This window comes from Ruegeria sp. HKCCA0370, from assembly GCF_013033705.1.
Classification (GTDB): Bacteria; Pseudomonadota; Alphaproteobacteria; order Rhodobacterales; family Rhodobacteraceae; genus Ruegeria.
The window spans coordinates 1,146,095-1,162,137 of sequence record NZ_WQEP01000001.1; the positions used below are offsets into that span (position 1 = coordinate 1,146,095).

Below are 16,043 nucleotides of genomic sequence, written 5' to 3' on the forward strand. Positions count from 1 at the left end.
ATCCTGAGACAAGGTTCCTCCGACTCACGTCGCCGTGGCGACTGGGTCGGCATCTTTTGTTTCTGCATCGAACGAGGCTTTCGCCATGTCCCCAGCATTCCTTTCACCCAACAAGATCAGCAGGCATTTGGCCGCCGCATTCATGCTGATGTCCTTGGGTTTGGCGCATCCGGCGACCGCGCAGGAAGAAGGGGCACCACCAAAGGTTTCCATAGCGGCGGCCTATACCGAGGAAATCACCGACGAAGCCACGTTCATCGGACGTGCCGAGGCAATCAACAAGGTCGATATCGTGGCGCGGGTGAACGGGTTTCTCAACAGCCGCGAGGTCGAGGATGGGGCGACTGTCAAAGAAGGCGATCTGCTGTTCACCATCGAACCCGACCTGTACGAGGCGACGCTTGAGGCCCGAAAGGCCGATCTGAACCGGGCCGAAGCAAATCTTGAACTGGCAAAGGTCGATCTGGCGCGTAAAGAAGAGCTCTACAAACGCGACGCGACGCCAGAGTCAGAACGCGACATTGCCCGCGCCAACGAACTGGTCGCCGAGGCAGAGGTGAAGGCGGCCAATGCTGCGATCCAGCAGGCCGAGCTTGACCTGAGCTACACGCAGATACATGCGCCATTCGACGGCCGTATCGGCAGGATCACGACCAGCGTCGGAGATGTGGTCGGGCCAAACAACCCTCCTCTGGTCAATATCGTCAGCGAGACGCCCATATATGTGAATTTCTCGTTGAACGAAAAGCTCTTCACCTCAGTCTTACAGACTTATGGTGAAAACTCGGCATCGCTGGCGGAAAGCCCGCAAAGCCCGAACGTGCACGTCATCCTGCCCAACGGCACCGAGATGGATGAAGTCGGCAGAATTGTATTCGTTGACAACCGTATCGACCCATTGACCGGCGCAATTACCATTCGCGCCCAGTTCGACAACGCGGACCGGCTGATTCTGGACGGCGCCTTTGTGAATGTGCAGATCGAAGCGCTGGAACCGACCTTGCAGGTTCTGGTGCCTCAAGCCGCCTTGCAGCGCGATCAGCGGGGCGAGTTTGTCCTGGTCGTCAACGACAAGCAGATGGTTGAACAGCGTTACATCACCACCGGTGACACGGTTGGAACCGCGATTATTGTGCTGGACGGGCTGCGCGAAGGCGAAAGCGTAATTGTCGAGGGCCTGCAACGGGTTCGCCCCGGCGTCGCTGTTGACGCAGTCGTCGCCTCTGAGCAACCGGGAGAGTAACAGATGTTCTCAGCCCTGTTCATCAGCCGGCCCAAGCTGGCGCTCGTCATTTCGCTGGTGCTGACCATCATGGGCGGTATCGGATACCTGGTGCTGCCGGTCGCGCAGTTCCCCGATATCACGCCGCCTGTGGTCAACGTCTCGACCACCTATACAGGCGCAAACGCCGAGACCGTTGAAAACACTGTTGCCGCGCCGATTGAGGCGCAGGTCAACGGTGTGGACGACATGATTTACATGACGTCCAGATCATCGGACAACGGGTCCTATTCGCTGGATGTGACCTTTGAGGTCGGCACCGATCCCGACATCGCATCGGTCAACGTTCAAAACCGGGTGGCGCAGGCCATGTCATCGCTGCCAGCCGAAGTGACTTCGTCCGGTGTGGTGACACAGAAATCTTCGACCAACATGCTGATGCTGGTCACTCTGACCTCACCCAATGGGACCTATGACAGTGTGTTCCTGTCGAACTATGCCTCGATCAATCTGCGCGATGCGCTGGCGCGGGTGCAGGGCGTCGGCAAAGCCGATGTTCTGACCAACCTTGAATACGCCATGCGGATCTGGATGGATCCGGACAAGATGGCGGCACTGTCCATCACACCGGGGGATGTCATCAATGCGATCCGGGAACAGAATATCGAAGTGTCCGCCGGTTCGATCGGTGCGCCACCCGTTCCCGAGGGGCAGACGTTTCAATACACGATCAAATCCAAAGGCCGCCTGACATCCGCAGAGGAATTCGGTGACATCGTGATCCGAACAGGTGACGCCGGTGCCATCGTCCGCGTCAAAGACATCGCCCGGGTAGAGCTTGGCGCAGAATATTATGCGGCTTCGGGCTATTTTCAGGCGGTTCCAGCCACGGTCATCGGCATCTATCAGGCCCCCGGTGCAAACGCTTTGGCGGTTTCGGAACGTGTGCAGGCGGAATTGGCGCGGCTGTCCCGCGCCTTTCCGACGGATGTCGAATATGATGTCCCCTTCAACACGACCGACTTTGTCGAGGCATCTTTGAACGACGTGGTCTCGACCCTGATCCTGACCTTCATTCTGGTTATTTCGGTTGTGTTCGTGTTCCTGGGAAGTTGGCGCGCAACGATCATTCCAGCCGTGGCAATCCCGGTATCCCTGATCGGTACTTTTGCCTTCCTGCTAGCGTTCGGGATGTCGCTGAACACCATCTCGCTGTTCGCCTTGGTGCTGGCCATCGGTATCGTGGTGGATGACGCCATCGTCGTCGTCGAGAACGTGGAGCGCATCATTGCGGATGAAGGGTTGCCCCCTGCTGAAGCGACCCGAAAAGCCATGGGCCAGATCACGGGTCCGGTCATCGCGACCACACTGGTTCTTTTGGCGGTGTTCGTGCCGGTGACGTTCATGCCCGGCATCTCGGGGCGGTTGTATTCACAATTTGCGGTCACGATCTCGACCGCTGTCGTAATCTCGTCCATCAACGCGCTGACCCTTTCGCCTGCCCTGTGCGGCTTGGTTCTTCGCCCCCGGTCCGGCCCTCCCAAAGGGGTGCTTGCGATGTTCGAAAACTTCATCGGCACCGTACGCAACGGCTATGTGGCCATTGTACGAAAGCTGTTGGTTTTTCCGGCCATTGCGCTGGCCATCGTGGTTGGGCTTGGCATGGGAACCGGAACAATCATGTCCAACACCTCAGCCGGATTCATTCCGCTTGAAGACAACGGGTATCTGTTCGTTGATGTACAGTTGCCTGATGCCGCAACATTGGAACGGACCGAGGCGGTGACCGCACGTCTGGATGAACAGATAAGTGAAATCCCGGGCGTCGCGAGCACGGTTCTGGTCAACGGTTTTTCGATGCTGAACGGCACGATCACCAACGGCGCTGCGATTTTCGTCAACCTCGAAAACTGGAGCGAACGGCAGGAAGACGATCTGAGCGCGGACGCCATTCTGGCCAAAGTGCTGGCGATCGCGAACGGTGAATCAGCGGCTTCGGTCCTTGCTTTCAACCCACCGCCCATCCAGGGCCTTGGTATGTCCGCCGGTGTCGAGATGGAAGTTCAGCAAACCGGCGGTGGCACACCGCAGGATCTGGCCTCGGCCGTGGGTTCGTTCGTGTATTCGGCCAATCAGAGACCCGAGATCGGGCAGGCCTATACAACCTTCCGCGCCAACGTCCCGCAGCTGTTCGTTGATCTGGACCGCGAAAAGGCCAAAACGCTTAATGTCTCGGTCGCCGAGATTTTTCAGACCATGCAGGCGCAGCTGGGGTCTTACTATGTCAATGACTTCAACCTGTTCGGCCGTGTCTATCGCGTGATGATTCAGGCCGATGGGACCTATCGGGACAATGTCGAAGATATCGCGAACCTCTATGTCCGTTCTCAAAACGGAGACATGGTGCCGCTGGGGACACTGATCGACGTTGAAAACGTGCTGGGTCCGGTCCTTCTGAAGCGCCACAACCTGTTCCGGTCGGCCACGGTGACGGCGGTCCCTGCACCCGGCTTGTCCAGCGGCGATGCAATCAGCGTGATGACCGAAGAATCCGCAACCGCCCTGCCCCCGGGCTATGCGTTCGAATGGACGGGGACAGCGCAGCAGCAGCTGGCTTCGGGCAGTCTGGTGATCATCATCCTCGGGCTTGCCATCCTGTTCGGTTACTTGTTCCTGGTGGGTCAGTACGAAAGTTGGACCTTGCCTGTTTCAATCCTGCTTTCCGTTGTCGTGGCTTTGTTTGGTGCCGTGGCAGCCGTGGCCATCGTGGGCAGTGACATCAACCTCTATACGCAGATCGGTATGATCATGCTTGTCGGGCTGGCCTCGAAGAACGGTATTCTGATCGTCGAGTTCGCCATGGAGCAACGCGCCAAGGGGCTTTCCATCAAAGAGGCCGCCGCAGAGGCTGCGTATCAGCGTTTTCGCGCTGTAATGATGACTGCGCTGTCCTTCCTGCTTGGCGTTGTCCCCCTGCTGGCCGCGAACGGAGCCGGTGCCGCCAGCCAGAAGGCGATTGGTGTCGCGGTGTTCGGCGGGATGCTGGCCGCAACACTGGTTGGTGTGATCGTGGTGCCCGTGCTCTATGCCCTGATGCAAGGCATGCGGGAATGGTTGAAGGGCAGCAAGAGCGACCCCGACCCTACAGAAAAAGCCGCCTGAACACAGAAAGCCCCATCTGAACTGATGGGGCTTTTTTGCAGATACGCTGACAGCCTCGAGGCGTTTTCAGGCTACCCCTTATCCGCGGACCGTTCGGACAACCATTGATCGATCCGCGAAATCTGTTCGGCACTCAGCCGCAAGCCCAGCTTGTTGCGGCGCCAAACCACATCTTCGGCTGAACGGGCATATTCCTTGTCCATCAGCCACGCGACCTCTTTCGCTGTCAGGGTTGCGCCAAAATCCTCTCCCAGATCGGATACCTGTTTTGCATCACCCAAAACATCCCTTGCTTCGGTCCCGTAAGCTCTGATCAGGCGGGCAGCCCAGCTTTGGGTCAAAAAGGGATAGGCCGCCAAAAGATCGCTTTTCAGGGTTTCGACGGCATCCACCGGAAAATCCCCCCCCGGCAGTGCGACACCAGCGGTCCAGGGGCCGGGCAGGTTCGGAAAAAACTCACCGACCTTCTCAAGCGCGCTTTCTGCAAGCCTGCGATAGGTCGTGATCTTACCGCCGAACACATTCAAAACAGGCGCCCCGCCCTGCGCATCGACTTTCAACGTGTAATCCCGCGTTGCAGCAGTGGCACTGCTTGCGCCGTCATCATAAAGAGGCCGCACGCCGGAATAGGTCCACACGACATCGTCGCGCGTTATGCTTTTTTTGAAGTACTTTGATGCGAAGGCGCACAGGTAATCCTGCTCGGCCTCGGTGCAGACCGGTTTGGTCGACGGGTCCGGATGATCCTGATCCGTTGTCCCAATCAAGGTAAAATCCTGCTCGTATGGTATAGCGAAAATGATGCGGCCATCTTCGCCCTGGAAAAAATAACACTTGTCGTGATCGTAAAGCCTGGGCGTCACGATATGACTGCCCCGAACAAGCCGCACGCCCTCGCGAGAGTTCACGCGGATCTTAGATTGAATGATGTCGCCCACCCAGGGCCCACCTGCATTGATCAGCATCTTGGCCCGGACCAAACGGGTCTCACCGTTGTTTCGATCCCGAACGGACACTTCCCAAAGATCACTGACCCGCTCGGCCGAGGTCACTTCGGTTCGGACCATGATCTGCGCGCCGCGCGACTCGGCGTCACGCGCATTCAGGACCACCAATCGCGAGTCTTCGATCCAGCAGTCGGAATATTCATAAGCTGTTTCGAACTTGTCCTGCAACGGGGCCCCCTCGGGTGCTGACCGCAGGTTCAATGACGTCGTGCCCGGCAGGATTTTGCGCCCGCCCAGATTGTCATACATGAACAGGCCCAACCGGATCAGCCAGGCCGGACGCCGCCCGCGCATCCACGGCATGACCGTGCTGAGCAACCGCGAGGTCGGCGTTTCGGAATCAAACCGCATATCCTTGTGGTAGGGCAGCACAAAACGCATGGGCCAGCTGATATGCGGCATCGCGCGCAGCAGGGTTTCACGCTCGATCAGGGCCTCACGCACCAGGCGAATTTCAAAGTACTCAAGATACCGCAATCCGCCGTGAAACAACTTGGTCGAGGCAGAGGACGTGGCAGAAGCGAGATCGTTCATCTCGGCCAGCGTCACCGAAAGACCTCGCCCGGCGGCGTCCCGCGCTATTCCACAGCCATTGATCCCGCCACCGATGATGAAAAGGTCTGTGATCTGGTTGTCCGTTGACTGCATATCCATTGATTCCCTGCCTGACACGGTTGCGGGCATTAGCCAGAATGACTTTCGCTTCGTCAATGTTTATGTTCGTTTATTTTCTTTTTGCAACACAGGTATGATTTTCAAGCAAGTTGGCTTGCCAAAATCGACAAAAAGAACAAAAACGAAAATCAATCCTTTGCACCGGAACTGCCCATGTCCTTGTCCTTTCGCCAATCCGACATTCTGGAAATCGCCAGCACCGAAGGGCGCGTTACCGTCGAGGGGCTGGCTGAACGCTTTGGCGTCACCGTTCAGACGATCCGGCGCGACCTGACCGAACTTGCAGATGCGGGCAAGCTGGACCGGGTTCACGGGGGCGCTGTTCTCCGCTCGGGTGTTTCAAATATCGGATACGAGGACCGCCGCGCGCTGAACGCGGATGCCAAGACCCGCATCGCTCAAACCTGCGCAGCTGATATCCCGGATGGCGCATCAATTTTCATGAATATCGGAACCTCGACCGAGGCCGTGGCAAGGCAGTTGCTGAACCACAAGAACCTGCTGGTGGTGACCAACAACATGAACGTTGCAAACATTCTTGTCGAAAACCCGGAGTGCGAAATCATCATGGCCGGCGGCGTTTTGCGTCGGACAGACGGGGGGCTGATCGGCAACCTGACCGTATCGGCCATCCGGCAGTTCAAATTCGACATCGCCGTCATAGGATGTTCGGCCCTGGACACGGATGGCGATCTTTTGGATTTCGACTTTCAGGAGGTTCAGGTCAGCCAGGCCATCATCGAGAAGGCGCGCCGCACTTTTCTGGTTGCCGATCATTCGAAGTTTCAACGCTCGGCCCCGGCGCGGATAGGATCAATTGCCGAGCTTGACACGGTCTATAGCGACCTGCCCCTGCCCGGCAAGCTGCCAGAGCACTGTCGCGAGTGGCAGACAGATGTCATCATCTGCGACTAGAGGCGGGCAAATAACAACGTCCGCGCGAGTTGCGCGGCTTGCCAGATCGAACTTGGCCTGACACTATCCTTAATACAAGAATTTGTGCACGGGAGGGGAGGACCGGGCCATGATTGCGCTTTTATTTTCGTTGTTTATCGCCACGATGGGGCTGAACTATTTCAAGTTGACCAAGGCTGGCAACGCTTTGTTTTTCGTCACGTTGGCCATGTGTATCTACTGGCTGAAATTCCACGCCACCACACCGCTGACTATTCAACTCTGAGGGGCTTGTCATGACACCTGAACTGTCCCGCACCCTCAACGCGATCGGTATGCTTGCCGTCTGCCTTGTACTGGCCCTGGCGTTTTTCTATCAGCTCGTCCTCTATGAACTGCCCTGCCCGCTTTGCCTGCTGCAACGTGTTGGGTTCGTTGCCGTCGGTGTGGGGCTTGGTTTGAACCTGCTCTACGGTCCACGGCCGCAACACTATGCCATCGTGCTGATTGCGGCCTTGTATGGCGGCACTGTATCGATCCGCCAAATTCTTCTGCATATCGTACCCGGCACCGGGCACTACGGCTCTCCTGTTTTGGGCCTGCACTACTATACCTGGGCCGGGATCGCCTTTTTCCTTGTGTTGCTGGGCACGTCGATCATGCTGTTGTTTGATCGCCAATACGCCGACCCGTCTGGTCAGGAACCAAGGTTCGGCGGAAATGCTCTGGCCAAGATCGCGTTTTTCGTCATGCTGGCTTTGGCGGTGCTGAACGCGGGTTCGACCTTGTTGGAATGCGGGCCGGGTATCTGCGCCGACCCGCCGACAAGCTACAAGTTGATTGACGAATTGGACGCCGGCAACTGAAGATACCGTAACCTTCCCCAAAAGGAGGCGCGAGCATGGGATTACTGGGACAGCCGCTTGGCTATTATGACTATCTGACTTTTGTGGCATTGATCCTGCTTCTGGCGGCGGTGATGGCACTGTTTCTCTTTCTCATGGGCCTTCCGGGTCGGATCGCCATCAAGCGCAACCATCCCCATGCCGAGGCCGTAAAGATAATGGGCTGGATGGGATTTCTGGCCGTGGTGCCCTGGGTCCATGCCTTCATGTGGGCGTTCCATGATGGCGTTACGGTCGACATTCGCCGTGGCCCTGACGAGGAAAAAGACGCCATTCGTGATGAAATCAAACGTCTGGGTGGTGATGTCCGGCCTGAATATCAAGGTCGTCTGGACACAGACGATCCGCAGCAAAGCTAAGGCCAGAGGAAGTCACAAAACATGTTTGTCGCCCTTGGCATCACGCTATTTTACATCATTTTCGTCTGGCTTATTTTCTTCAAGCTGGAACTGCTGAAATTCAACATCGCCTGGGGCATCGTATCCTTTTGGGTTGGCGCGCACCTGTTGCTGATTTTTCTGGTCGCATTGCGGTTCTTCCAGCCCTTCTCGGCCGACAGCCACGTGGTGCGTTCGACCATACAGATCATTCCCAAACTGACACAGCCGACGATCCTGACTGAAGTTCTTGTGGAACCGAACACACCGGTCACCAAGGGCGATCCACTCTACCGCTTTGATGACACAGTATTTTCACTGGCGGTAGACAATGCGCAGGCGCAATTGGTCGCCGCTGAACAGAATTCCAAGATTCTGGAACAGGATGTGATCGCGTCGACCGAAGCTGTTGAACGCGCAAACGCGCAGCTGGCCTATGCGCAGACTCAGCAAGCCCGGTACGAAACCCTTGTGCCCGCCGGCGGAGCGCGGCAAGACGAACTGGACCGCTGGAACGAGCAGGTGACCGAAGACCTTGCTGCTGTCAAACAGGCCGAAGCAAATCTGGAAAAGGCGCAACTGGCCGTGGAGTCCCAGATAGACGGCGTGAACACGGGTATTCTCCAGGCAAGGGCGCAGTTGGCCGAGGCTGAGTATTTTCTTGAAAACACAACAATCTACGCGCCTGAAAACGGCATGATCGTATCGCAACAAGCCCGCCCCGGTCTGGTCGTCGGCGATGTTCGACTGGGCGCGATTGCCAGTTTCGTGACCGAGGACAGCCCCTATATTCTTGCGACCTTTCGCCAGCAGAACCTGAAATTCGTGGAATCGGGGCAAGAGGTCGAAGTGGCGCTGGATCTTTACCCGGGCGAAATCCTGACGGGCAAGGTCGAGGCGATCTGGTGGGCCACGCGCCAGGGGCAACTGATCCCTTCAGGCCGCCTGCCCGGCTTTGAACTGCCGAAACTGCCCGGTCGAATTGCCGTGCAGATCACCGTCGATATCCCGGAAGGGCACACTTTCCCGGCCGGCGGCCACGCCGCAGTGGCGATCTACACCGGACAGGGCAAAAGCTTTGAATTCCTGAGACGCATCAACATCCGTCTCTATTCCTTCGCCAACTTCATCCGACCGCTGGATATTTGAGGATGCGCGCCATGACACTCCGCCGGTTGATGGGAACTGCACTTTGCGCCGCCATTTTCGCGGCCTGCACGCCCGTGGGGCCCGATTTCGTGCGCCCGAACTCTCCGGTCGTCAAGCAATGGATCGAGGTAAACAGCCCCAGCGTCGGCCAAAGCGGCCTGACATCGCGCAGCGCACCCGTGGTCAAATGGTGGGAGACATTCAATGACCCGACCCTCAACCGTCTGATTGCCAAAGCTTATGCCCAGAACCTGACGCTTCAGGTCGCGGGAGCGCGGGTGCTTCAAGCGCGGGCACAGTTGGGGATCGCTTTCGGCGAATTGTACCCGCAATCCCAGGCCATAGGCGCGTCTTTGCAGCGGCGGCAAATCAGCGACAATCTTGGGCCAGTTGCCGATATCAACCGGATCATCCCCCTGGATACCGAATTCTCGACGTCTCAGGTTGGGTTCGACGCCCAATGGGAGCTGGATGTCTGGGGCGCACAACGGCGCGGCGTGCAGGCGGCGCGGTCGAATCTGGCTTTGCAGGTCGCAAACTATGATGACGCATTGGTGACACTGACCGGCGACGTGGCCGCGCTCTACGTCAATATCCGCGCGTTGCAGGAATCGTTGGCGGTCGCCCGGGAAAACATCAAATTGCAGCAGGAATCGGCGGACCTGACCCAGCTGCGGTTCAACAACGGGGTCACGACCGAACTGGATGTTCAGGAATCCACTGCCCTGCTCAACAATACCAAGGCCTTGGTGCCCGAGTTGGAAAGCGACCTGCAACAGACCAAGAATGCGCTGGCCGTGCTGCTGGGGGCCACGCCGTCCCGGATGACCAACCTGCTGGGGAATTCCGGCCGTATCCCGTCAGCGCGAACAAATGTGGCCGTTGGGGTGCCGGCAGAATTGCTGCGCCGCCGCCCGGATGTCCGCGCGGCGGAACTGGCTGCTGCGACTCAATCGGCGCAGGTGGGTATCGCGATGGCTGACCTGTATCCTCAGTTCGTGCTGTCGGGCGCGATCGGTTTGCAGGCATCGGGAGGGCGCGATCTGTTCAGCGGCAACAGCTCCACCGGTCTGGCAAGTGCCGGCGTGGTCTGGAACGTGCTCAACTATGGCCGCATCAAAAACAACGTCCGTGCGCAGGATGCAGCCTATCAAGCGCTGATTGCCAATTATCAGAATACCGTTCTGACCGCGTATTCCGAGGTGGAAAGCGCAATGGTCGCCTATGCGCAAGCGCGAAAACAGGTTGGGTTCTATCAGAAAAGCGTCGAAGCTTCGCGCAAGGCCGCAGATATCGCCGTAAGCCAGTACAGGGACGGAATCGCCAGCTATTCTCGCATTCTGAACACGCAGACCGCGCTTTTGCGGTCGCAGGCAAATCTGATCGAAGCGCGGCAGCAGGTGTCCAGCAATCTGGTTGCCGTTTACAAGGGTCTGGGCGGCGGATGGCAGATCCGGCAAAACCAGGAATTCCTGCCTGAAACCGTGCTGGCGGAAATGGCCTATCGCACCGATTGGGGCGATCTGCTTGAAAAAACCCCGACCCGGGCCAGCCTGAACTAGGCGCTACTTGGTCAACCCGCGCAGCCCACCCGAGATCAAAATATTGACCTCGTAAAGGATGCGGGGCGCAGCCAGCCCGCCGGGGCTAGCCAGATAGTTGGGGCTCCATTCCGGATCGAATTTCTGTTTGAAGGCGCGCAAACCTTCAAAATGATAGAACTGCTCACCATGTTCATAGACAAAGCCGCCGATGCGGTTCCAAAGTGATGCAAGCTGACGGTTTTCGATGCCTGAGAACGGCGCCGCACCCAATGAGAACCAGTGGAACCCCTGCTGCGATCCCCAGTTCATCATCTCGGCAAAAAGCGCATCCATGACAAAGCTCGGGCTGTCAGGCTCATAGCGCATCAGATCCAGCGACAGTTCGGATTTGTTGCCGCCCTGAAACAGGTTGGCAAAGGCCATGATCTTGCCTGTCTTACCGTCACGCAGAACCGCATGATCGAAATATGACAGGTACTGATCGTCAAAGCCCCCCAACGCAAAGCCCTTTTCGGCACCCGCCTTTTGCGCCAGCCAATGGTCTGAAATCGCGCGCAGTTCCGGCAAAACCGGGGCCAGGTCTTCTTTCGGGATGATCTCGAATACATAGCCCTCCCGCTCGGCCCGGTTTCTGGCCTGTCTGAACCGCTTGCGTGACTTTCCGTCCAGCGAGAAATCCTTGAGCGGAACCCGCGCGACCTCACCAATCTTCAGGATCGACAGGCCCAGATCCAGAAATGTCGGCAGGTACTTGGTTGAAACACTGTAGAAGGCACACAGTTTTCCTTCTCGGTCCGCCATTTCCCTGAGTTGCCAGATCAACTGCCGCCCCGCCGTTTCATCGCCAACCGGCTCTCCCTTCGAGATCAGAGCGTTGCCCGTGTCTGCATACGCAATGAATGCGGTCTGATCCGGTGAGATGAGGAACTGCTTGTCACCGGTAAGCGAGATTTGGGATTCGGTATCTTCGCACTCCATCACAAGCTGTTCAACGACCTCGGGGATTTCCGTGCGCACAGGCGTCGGAATCTCTCGCCCGAACAGAGAGTTCACGGCCACGACGCCCACGATCACCGCCACGATGAGGCTGGAGCGCAAAAAGCGCGAAGCGTCACCGTTCCAGGCAAACTCCCACCACAGGGCGTTCTGGTACTCGACATGGGAATAGGCGAACAGTCCGATCCAGAATATCACCGCCAACAGCGCCACGACACTGACCAACCAAGGAATATTCAGCCTGAAGATCGACGCGCCACTGACCCGATAAAACGCCCCGCGGAACATCGCCAGAAGGCCAATCGTGCCCAGCATCGACAGCGCTTCGTGAGTGTCCAGCCCCTTTGCCAGCGAGGCAAAGAACCCGGCCACCATCAACAACATTGCCACCACCCATGCGCGGTAGAGCTTTCGAAACAAACCGCGGGACACCAGCAAAAGCAGCACGCCGACAGCACTGCCGGCAAGGTGCGATGCCTCGACAAACGACAGCGGCAAGACCTCTCTCAGAACGCCAAGGTTCTGCGTGCCCGCTGGCAATGCGCCGGACACCAGCAGGACCACCCCCGCCACGGCCGCAACCCCGGCTGCCACCATCGGAACAATGGGACGGATGACCCGATAGACCCATGTCGCGGCGCCACCGATCCTGTGCCTTTGCGTCAGTGCGGACGCGATCGCAATGGACACGCTGGCGATACCGAACGGCAAGAAGGTGTAAACGACGCGATACAGCAACAAGGCTGCGATTACATCCGAACGTCCCGACAACCCAAGCCCTGCGATCAGCGTGGCTTCGAATACCCCAAGCCCGCCCGGTGCGTGGCTGAGAATTCCAACGGCGATGGCGGCGATGTAGATCGTGAAGAAATAGGGATAGCCAACGCCCAGATCGTCCGGCATCAGGACATAGAGCGCCATGGACGCGCCAACCAGATCTCCGATGGCGGCCAGTGTCAGAAGGCTGGCCAGTTTGCCACCCGGCAAGTCAAACCCGATACCGGCGACGGCCAACCGCCTGCCGCCGCTGGACAACCATATGAACATCGCAACCAATGCCCCCAATAGGCACAGCCCGATGACGGTTTCCACCGTTTCGCTGACAGGCATCACTTTGGAAATTCCGTCCGGATGCACGGTCAGCAACACACCCAGAACCAGAACAAGCCCCATCCAGAACGCGACCCAGGATGTCGCGATAACCCCGGCCACCCGCCCCAGATCCAATCCCAGCGACGCATATATCCGATACCGGATCGCAGTTCCGGTAATGTAGGAAAAACCCAGACAGTTCGACACGGCATAGCCGCTGGCCCCTGCCATTCCGGCAACAGGCAATGGCACTTTGCCGCCAGCTACACTTTGCACGGCAAACACATCATAGAGCGACAGCGACAGGAAACTGAACGCGGTCCAGCACAAGGCGAAAAACATCAGTTTCCACGACGTCGTTGCGATATCGGTCTGGACATCTGACCATTTCACATGCGCCGACAAATCATGCAGAACCGTCAGCGCGATCCCGGTCACAAGAACCGGTATTGCAATCCGCAGCCAGGGTTTTTCCAACATGGCCGTAAGCTTTTCGGCCCAGTGCACGGCCAGAGGTTCACCGTCACTTTTCGCATTGGTCATGCTGCACGTCCCTGCCAGTTTCTGATCGCAGATACCACGCGCGGCTCACCCGCCCGTCGACGATTCAGACATCATCTGCCAACGGACTCTGGCACATTTTGGTTTTATCTCAAAGCGCTAGAGCCGCCCCTTGCGTGTTGACAGCAAAAGGTTCGTTTCCGAACGCGTCACGCCGTCGATCCTTCGGATCTGAAACAGAACCTCATCCAGTTCAGCCAGGGTTTCCGTACTGATCTCGGCGATCAGATCCCAACTGCCATTTGTCGAATGAACTGCCGTCACCTGACGCATGGCACCGATCCGGGCCATGACGCGTTCCGTCCCGCGCCCCTCAATCTCGAGCATCATCAACCCGCGCACCGGGCTTTGCGCCAGATCGCGACGCGTCAGGACGGTAAAGCCGACGATTTCACCGGACTGTTTCAGCCGCTGCAACCTGCTGCGGACCGTGGTGCGGGTCACGCCCAGTGTTTCCGACAGCTCTGACAGGCTTGCCCGAGCATCCCGCTGCAACGCATTGAGCAGTCGATTGTCCAATTCGTCCATAGCGCTTTCTCATAAAGAATTTTCCGAGACCATTTTGAGCATTTTGCCGACTTCACGCAAGACAGTCGGACGGCCTAAATGAACACATGGAAATCAAGGATATCATACTGGTTGGCGCCCCAATGGACGCCGGGAAGCGTCGTCAGGGATGCCGGATGGGACCTGATGCGTATCGCGTGGCAGGGTTGGATCAAGCGCTGTCTGATCTTGGTCACACCGTTCACGATTGGGGCGACGTGCAGGCCGAAAACGTCGACATTCCCCAACACCCGCACCTGTTCGCCCTGCCCGAATGCGTGGGGTGGACGCACGCTCTCAGCAAAGCTGCGCAAGACGCGGCGGGTCAGGGCATTCCGATTTTCATGGGGGGTGATCACGCCCTGTCCATGGGTACGGTGGCCGGGATGGCCGCCCATGCCGCTCGGATCGACCGCCCTCTCTTTGTGCTATGGCTTGACGCCCACAGCGACTTTCACACTCCGGACAGTACCGGCAGCGGCAATCTGCACGGCACGCCGGTGGCGTATTTCACCGGCAGACCCGGATTCGAGGATTTCCCCCCTTTGCCGGCCGTCATACCGACGGATCGCGTCGGCATGATCGGATTGCGTTCTGTCGACCCGGCGGAACGGGCGGCGCTGGAGCAAGACCGCGCCATGCTGGCGGATATGCGCAGCATTGATGAAAACGGTATCAAAGCCCCCCTTTTGGCCTTTCTTGATCGCGTGAAGGCAGAAAACGCTCTGCTACATGTTTCTTTGGATGTCGATTTCCTCGACCCGGCAGTGGCCCCCGCGGTCGGCACGACCGTGCCCGGCGGTGCAACCGAGCGCGAAGCTCACCTGGTAATGGAACTGCTGCATGAAAGCGGACTTGTCTGCTCGCTGGACCTAGTCGAATTGAACCCGTTTCTGGATGACCGGGGCCGAACCGCAAAACTGATGGTCGATCTGGCCGCCTCGTTGATGGGTCGCCGTATCTTCGACCGTCCCACCCGGAGTTTCTGATGCTGTCTCTTCAAGCGCCATCTGCCGCCGTCATGATCCGGCCGCACGCTTTTGCGTCCAATCCGGAAACACGCGATGACAATGCCTTTCAAACGCTGAGCACCGCATCCGCCCAGGCCACGTCGGAAGCGGCCAGGGATGAACATGATCGGGCGGTGCAGCAATTGCGCGACGCCGGAGTCACTGTTCATGTGTTTGACGATTTCGGCGACCTCAACACACCTGACAGCGTTTTTCCAAACAACTGGTTCTCGACGCATCCCGGCGGCCATGTGGCGATCTACCCGATGTTCGTGCCATCGCGCAGACGCGAACGCCGGACCGATGTAATCGAACTGCTCAAACAGGAATACCGTGTGCAGGATGTCATCGACTATTCCGGGCTGGAACAAGACAACCTGGCCCTGGAAGGGACCGGCGCGATGGTGTTGGATCATGTGGCCCGCATCGCTTACACGGTGACGTCCAATCGCGCCGATCCGGTCCTGTTGGAACGGTTTTGCACACATTTCAACTATGAACCAATCGCCTTCGAAGCCCGCGATGCCAAGGGCCGGGACGTTTATCACACCAACGTTTTGATGGGTATCGGCACGCATTACGCCCTGATTTGCCTCGACATGATTTCGGACCCGGCCCGCCGCATGACCGTTCGCAATCGGCTGGAAGAATCCGGTCGAACGGTCATTGACCTGACGCACGACCAAATTGCCGAGTTCGCAGGCAACGCCATTGAACTGACCGGACGGGATGGGTTGGTTCTGGCCCTGTCCAGCAGGGCACTTGCCGCCCTCACACCAGACCAAATCGCAACAATCCAGGACAGTTCAACACCGTTGCCGCTGTCCGTTCCAACAATTGAAACCGCCGGTGGGTCCGTGCGCTGCATGATTGCAGGCGTTCACCTTGCCCGCCGATAGGAGA

The 16,043-nt window shown here is 58.0% G+C and carries 13 protein-coding genes; 10 read left to right on the plus strand and 3 right to left on the minus strand.

The genetic code is table 11. The features are described 5' to 3' along the window. The first annotated feature begins 142 nt into the window (after positions 1-142). Together GOW31_RS05780 and GOW31_RS05785 are read left to right on the plus strand one after the other, a co-directional pair. Complete coding sequence (locus GOW31_RS05780; protein ID WP_171116571.1) at positions 143-1,243, plus strand: efflux RND transporter periplasmic adaptor subunit; 1,101 nt, start codon at positions 143-145, stop codon at positions 1,241-1,243. Positions 1,244-1,246: 3 nt separating this feature from the next. Beyond that, positions 1,247-4,384 carry an efflux RND transporter permease subunit gene (locus GOW31_RS05785; RefSeq protein ID WP_171168498.1) on the plus strand — a complete coding sequence of 1,046 codons (3,138 nt, stop codon included), beginning with the start codon at positions 1,247-1,249 and terminating at the stop codon, positions 4,382-4,384. Between the two features lie 71 nt (positions 4,385-4,455). Here the strand turns inward: GOW31_RS05785 and glpD are convergent, their stop codons facing one another. Then, a complete protein-coding gene (glpD, locus tag GOW31_RS05790; RefSeq protein WP_171168689.1) occupies positions 4,456-6,039 on the minus strand; it encodes a glycerol-3-phosphate dehydrogenase in 1,584 nt (527 codons plus the stop codon). Between the two features lie 180 nt (positions 6,040-6,219). Here glpD and GOW31_RS05795 point away from each other — a divergent pair, with 180 nt between their 5' ends. The 6 genes from GOW31_RS05795 (at position 6,220) to GOW31_RS05820 (ending at position 10,953) form a co-directional block, all read left to right on the plus strand. Next, positions 6,220-6,981 (plus strand): DeoR/GlpR family DNA-binding transcription regulator, encoded by a 762-nt coding sequence (locus GOW31_RS05795; RefSeq protein WP_171168500.1) that lies wholly within the window; start codon positions 6,220-6,222, stop codon positions 6,979-6,981. A 109-nt stretch (positions 6,982-7,090) separates the two neighbouring features. Then, a complete protein-coding gene (locus tag GOW31_RS05800; protein WP_171116330.1) occupies positions 7,091-7,246 on the plus strand; it encodes a DUF5993 family protein in 156 nt (51 codons plus the stop codon). 10 nt (positions 7,247-7,256) lie between these two features. Further along, the gene (locus tag GOW31_RS05805; RefSeq protein WP_152457736.1) at positions 7,257-7,826 is read left to right on the plus strand and encodes a disulfide bond formation protein B; all 570 of its coding nucleotides are present in this window, start codon (positions 7,257-7,259) and stop codon (positions 7,824-7,826) included. Between the two features lie 35 nt (positions 7,827-7,861). Further along, a complete protein-coding gene (locus GOW31_RS05810; RefSeq protein WP_152457735.1) occupies positions 7,862-8,224 on the plus strand; it encodes a DUF3302 domain-containing protein in 363 nt (120 codons plus the stop codon). 21 nt (positions 8,225-8,245) lie between these two features. Beyond that, complete coding sequence (locus tag GOW31_RS05815) at positions 8,246-9,391, plus strand: HlyD family secretion protein (RefSeq protein WP_171168502.1); 1,146 nt, start codon at positions 8,246-8,248, stop codon at positions 9,389-9,391. Positions 9,392-9,402: 11 nt separating this feature from the next. Continuing rightward, the gene (locus tag GOW31_RS05820; RefSeq protein WP_254441635.1) at positions 9,403-10,953 is read left to right on the plus strand and encodes an efflux transporter outer membrane subunit; all 1,551 of its coding nucleotides are present in this window, start codon (positions 9,403-9,405) and stop codon (positions 10,951-10,953) included. Positions 10,954-10,956: 3 nt separating this feature from the next. On the opposite strand, the gene mprF is transcribed toward GOW31_RS05820, so the two are convergent. Beyond that, positions 10,957-13,566: a bifunctional lysylphosphatidylglycerol flippase/synthetase MprF gene (mprF, locus tag GOW31_RS05825; protein WP_371813710.1), complete on the minus strand. Its 2,610-nt coding sequence runs from the start codon at positions 13,564-13,566 to the stop codon at positions 10,957-10,959. A gap of 117 nt (positions 13,567-13,683) precedes the next feature. Continuing rightward, on the minus strand, positions 13,684-14,112 hold the full coding sequence (locus GOW31_RS05830; protein WP_152457732.1) for an Lrp/AsnC family transcriptional regulator: 429 nt from the start codon (positions 14,110-14,112) through the stop codon (positions 13,684-13,686). Between the two features lie 86 nt (positions 14,113-14,198). Between GOW31_RS05830 and rocF the strand changes: the two genes are divergently transcribed. Both rocF and ctlX read left to right on the plus strand, forming a co-directional pair. Next, a complete protein-coding gene (rocF, locus tag GOW31_RS05835) occupies positions 14,199-15,119 on the plus strand; it encodes an arginase (protein ID WP_171168506.1) in 921 nt (306 codons plus the stop codon). Beyond that, a complete protein-coding gene (gene ctlX / locus GOW31_RS05840) occupies positions 15,119-16,039 on the plus strand; it encodes a citrulline utilization hydrolase CtlX (RefSeq protein ID WP_171168508.1) in 921 nt (306 codons plus the stop codon). Before rocF ends, ctlX begins: the two co-directional genes overlap by 1 nt. The last annotated feature ends 4 nt before the right edge of the window (positions 16,040-16,043 follow it).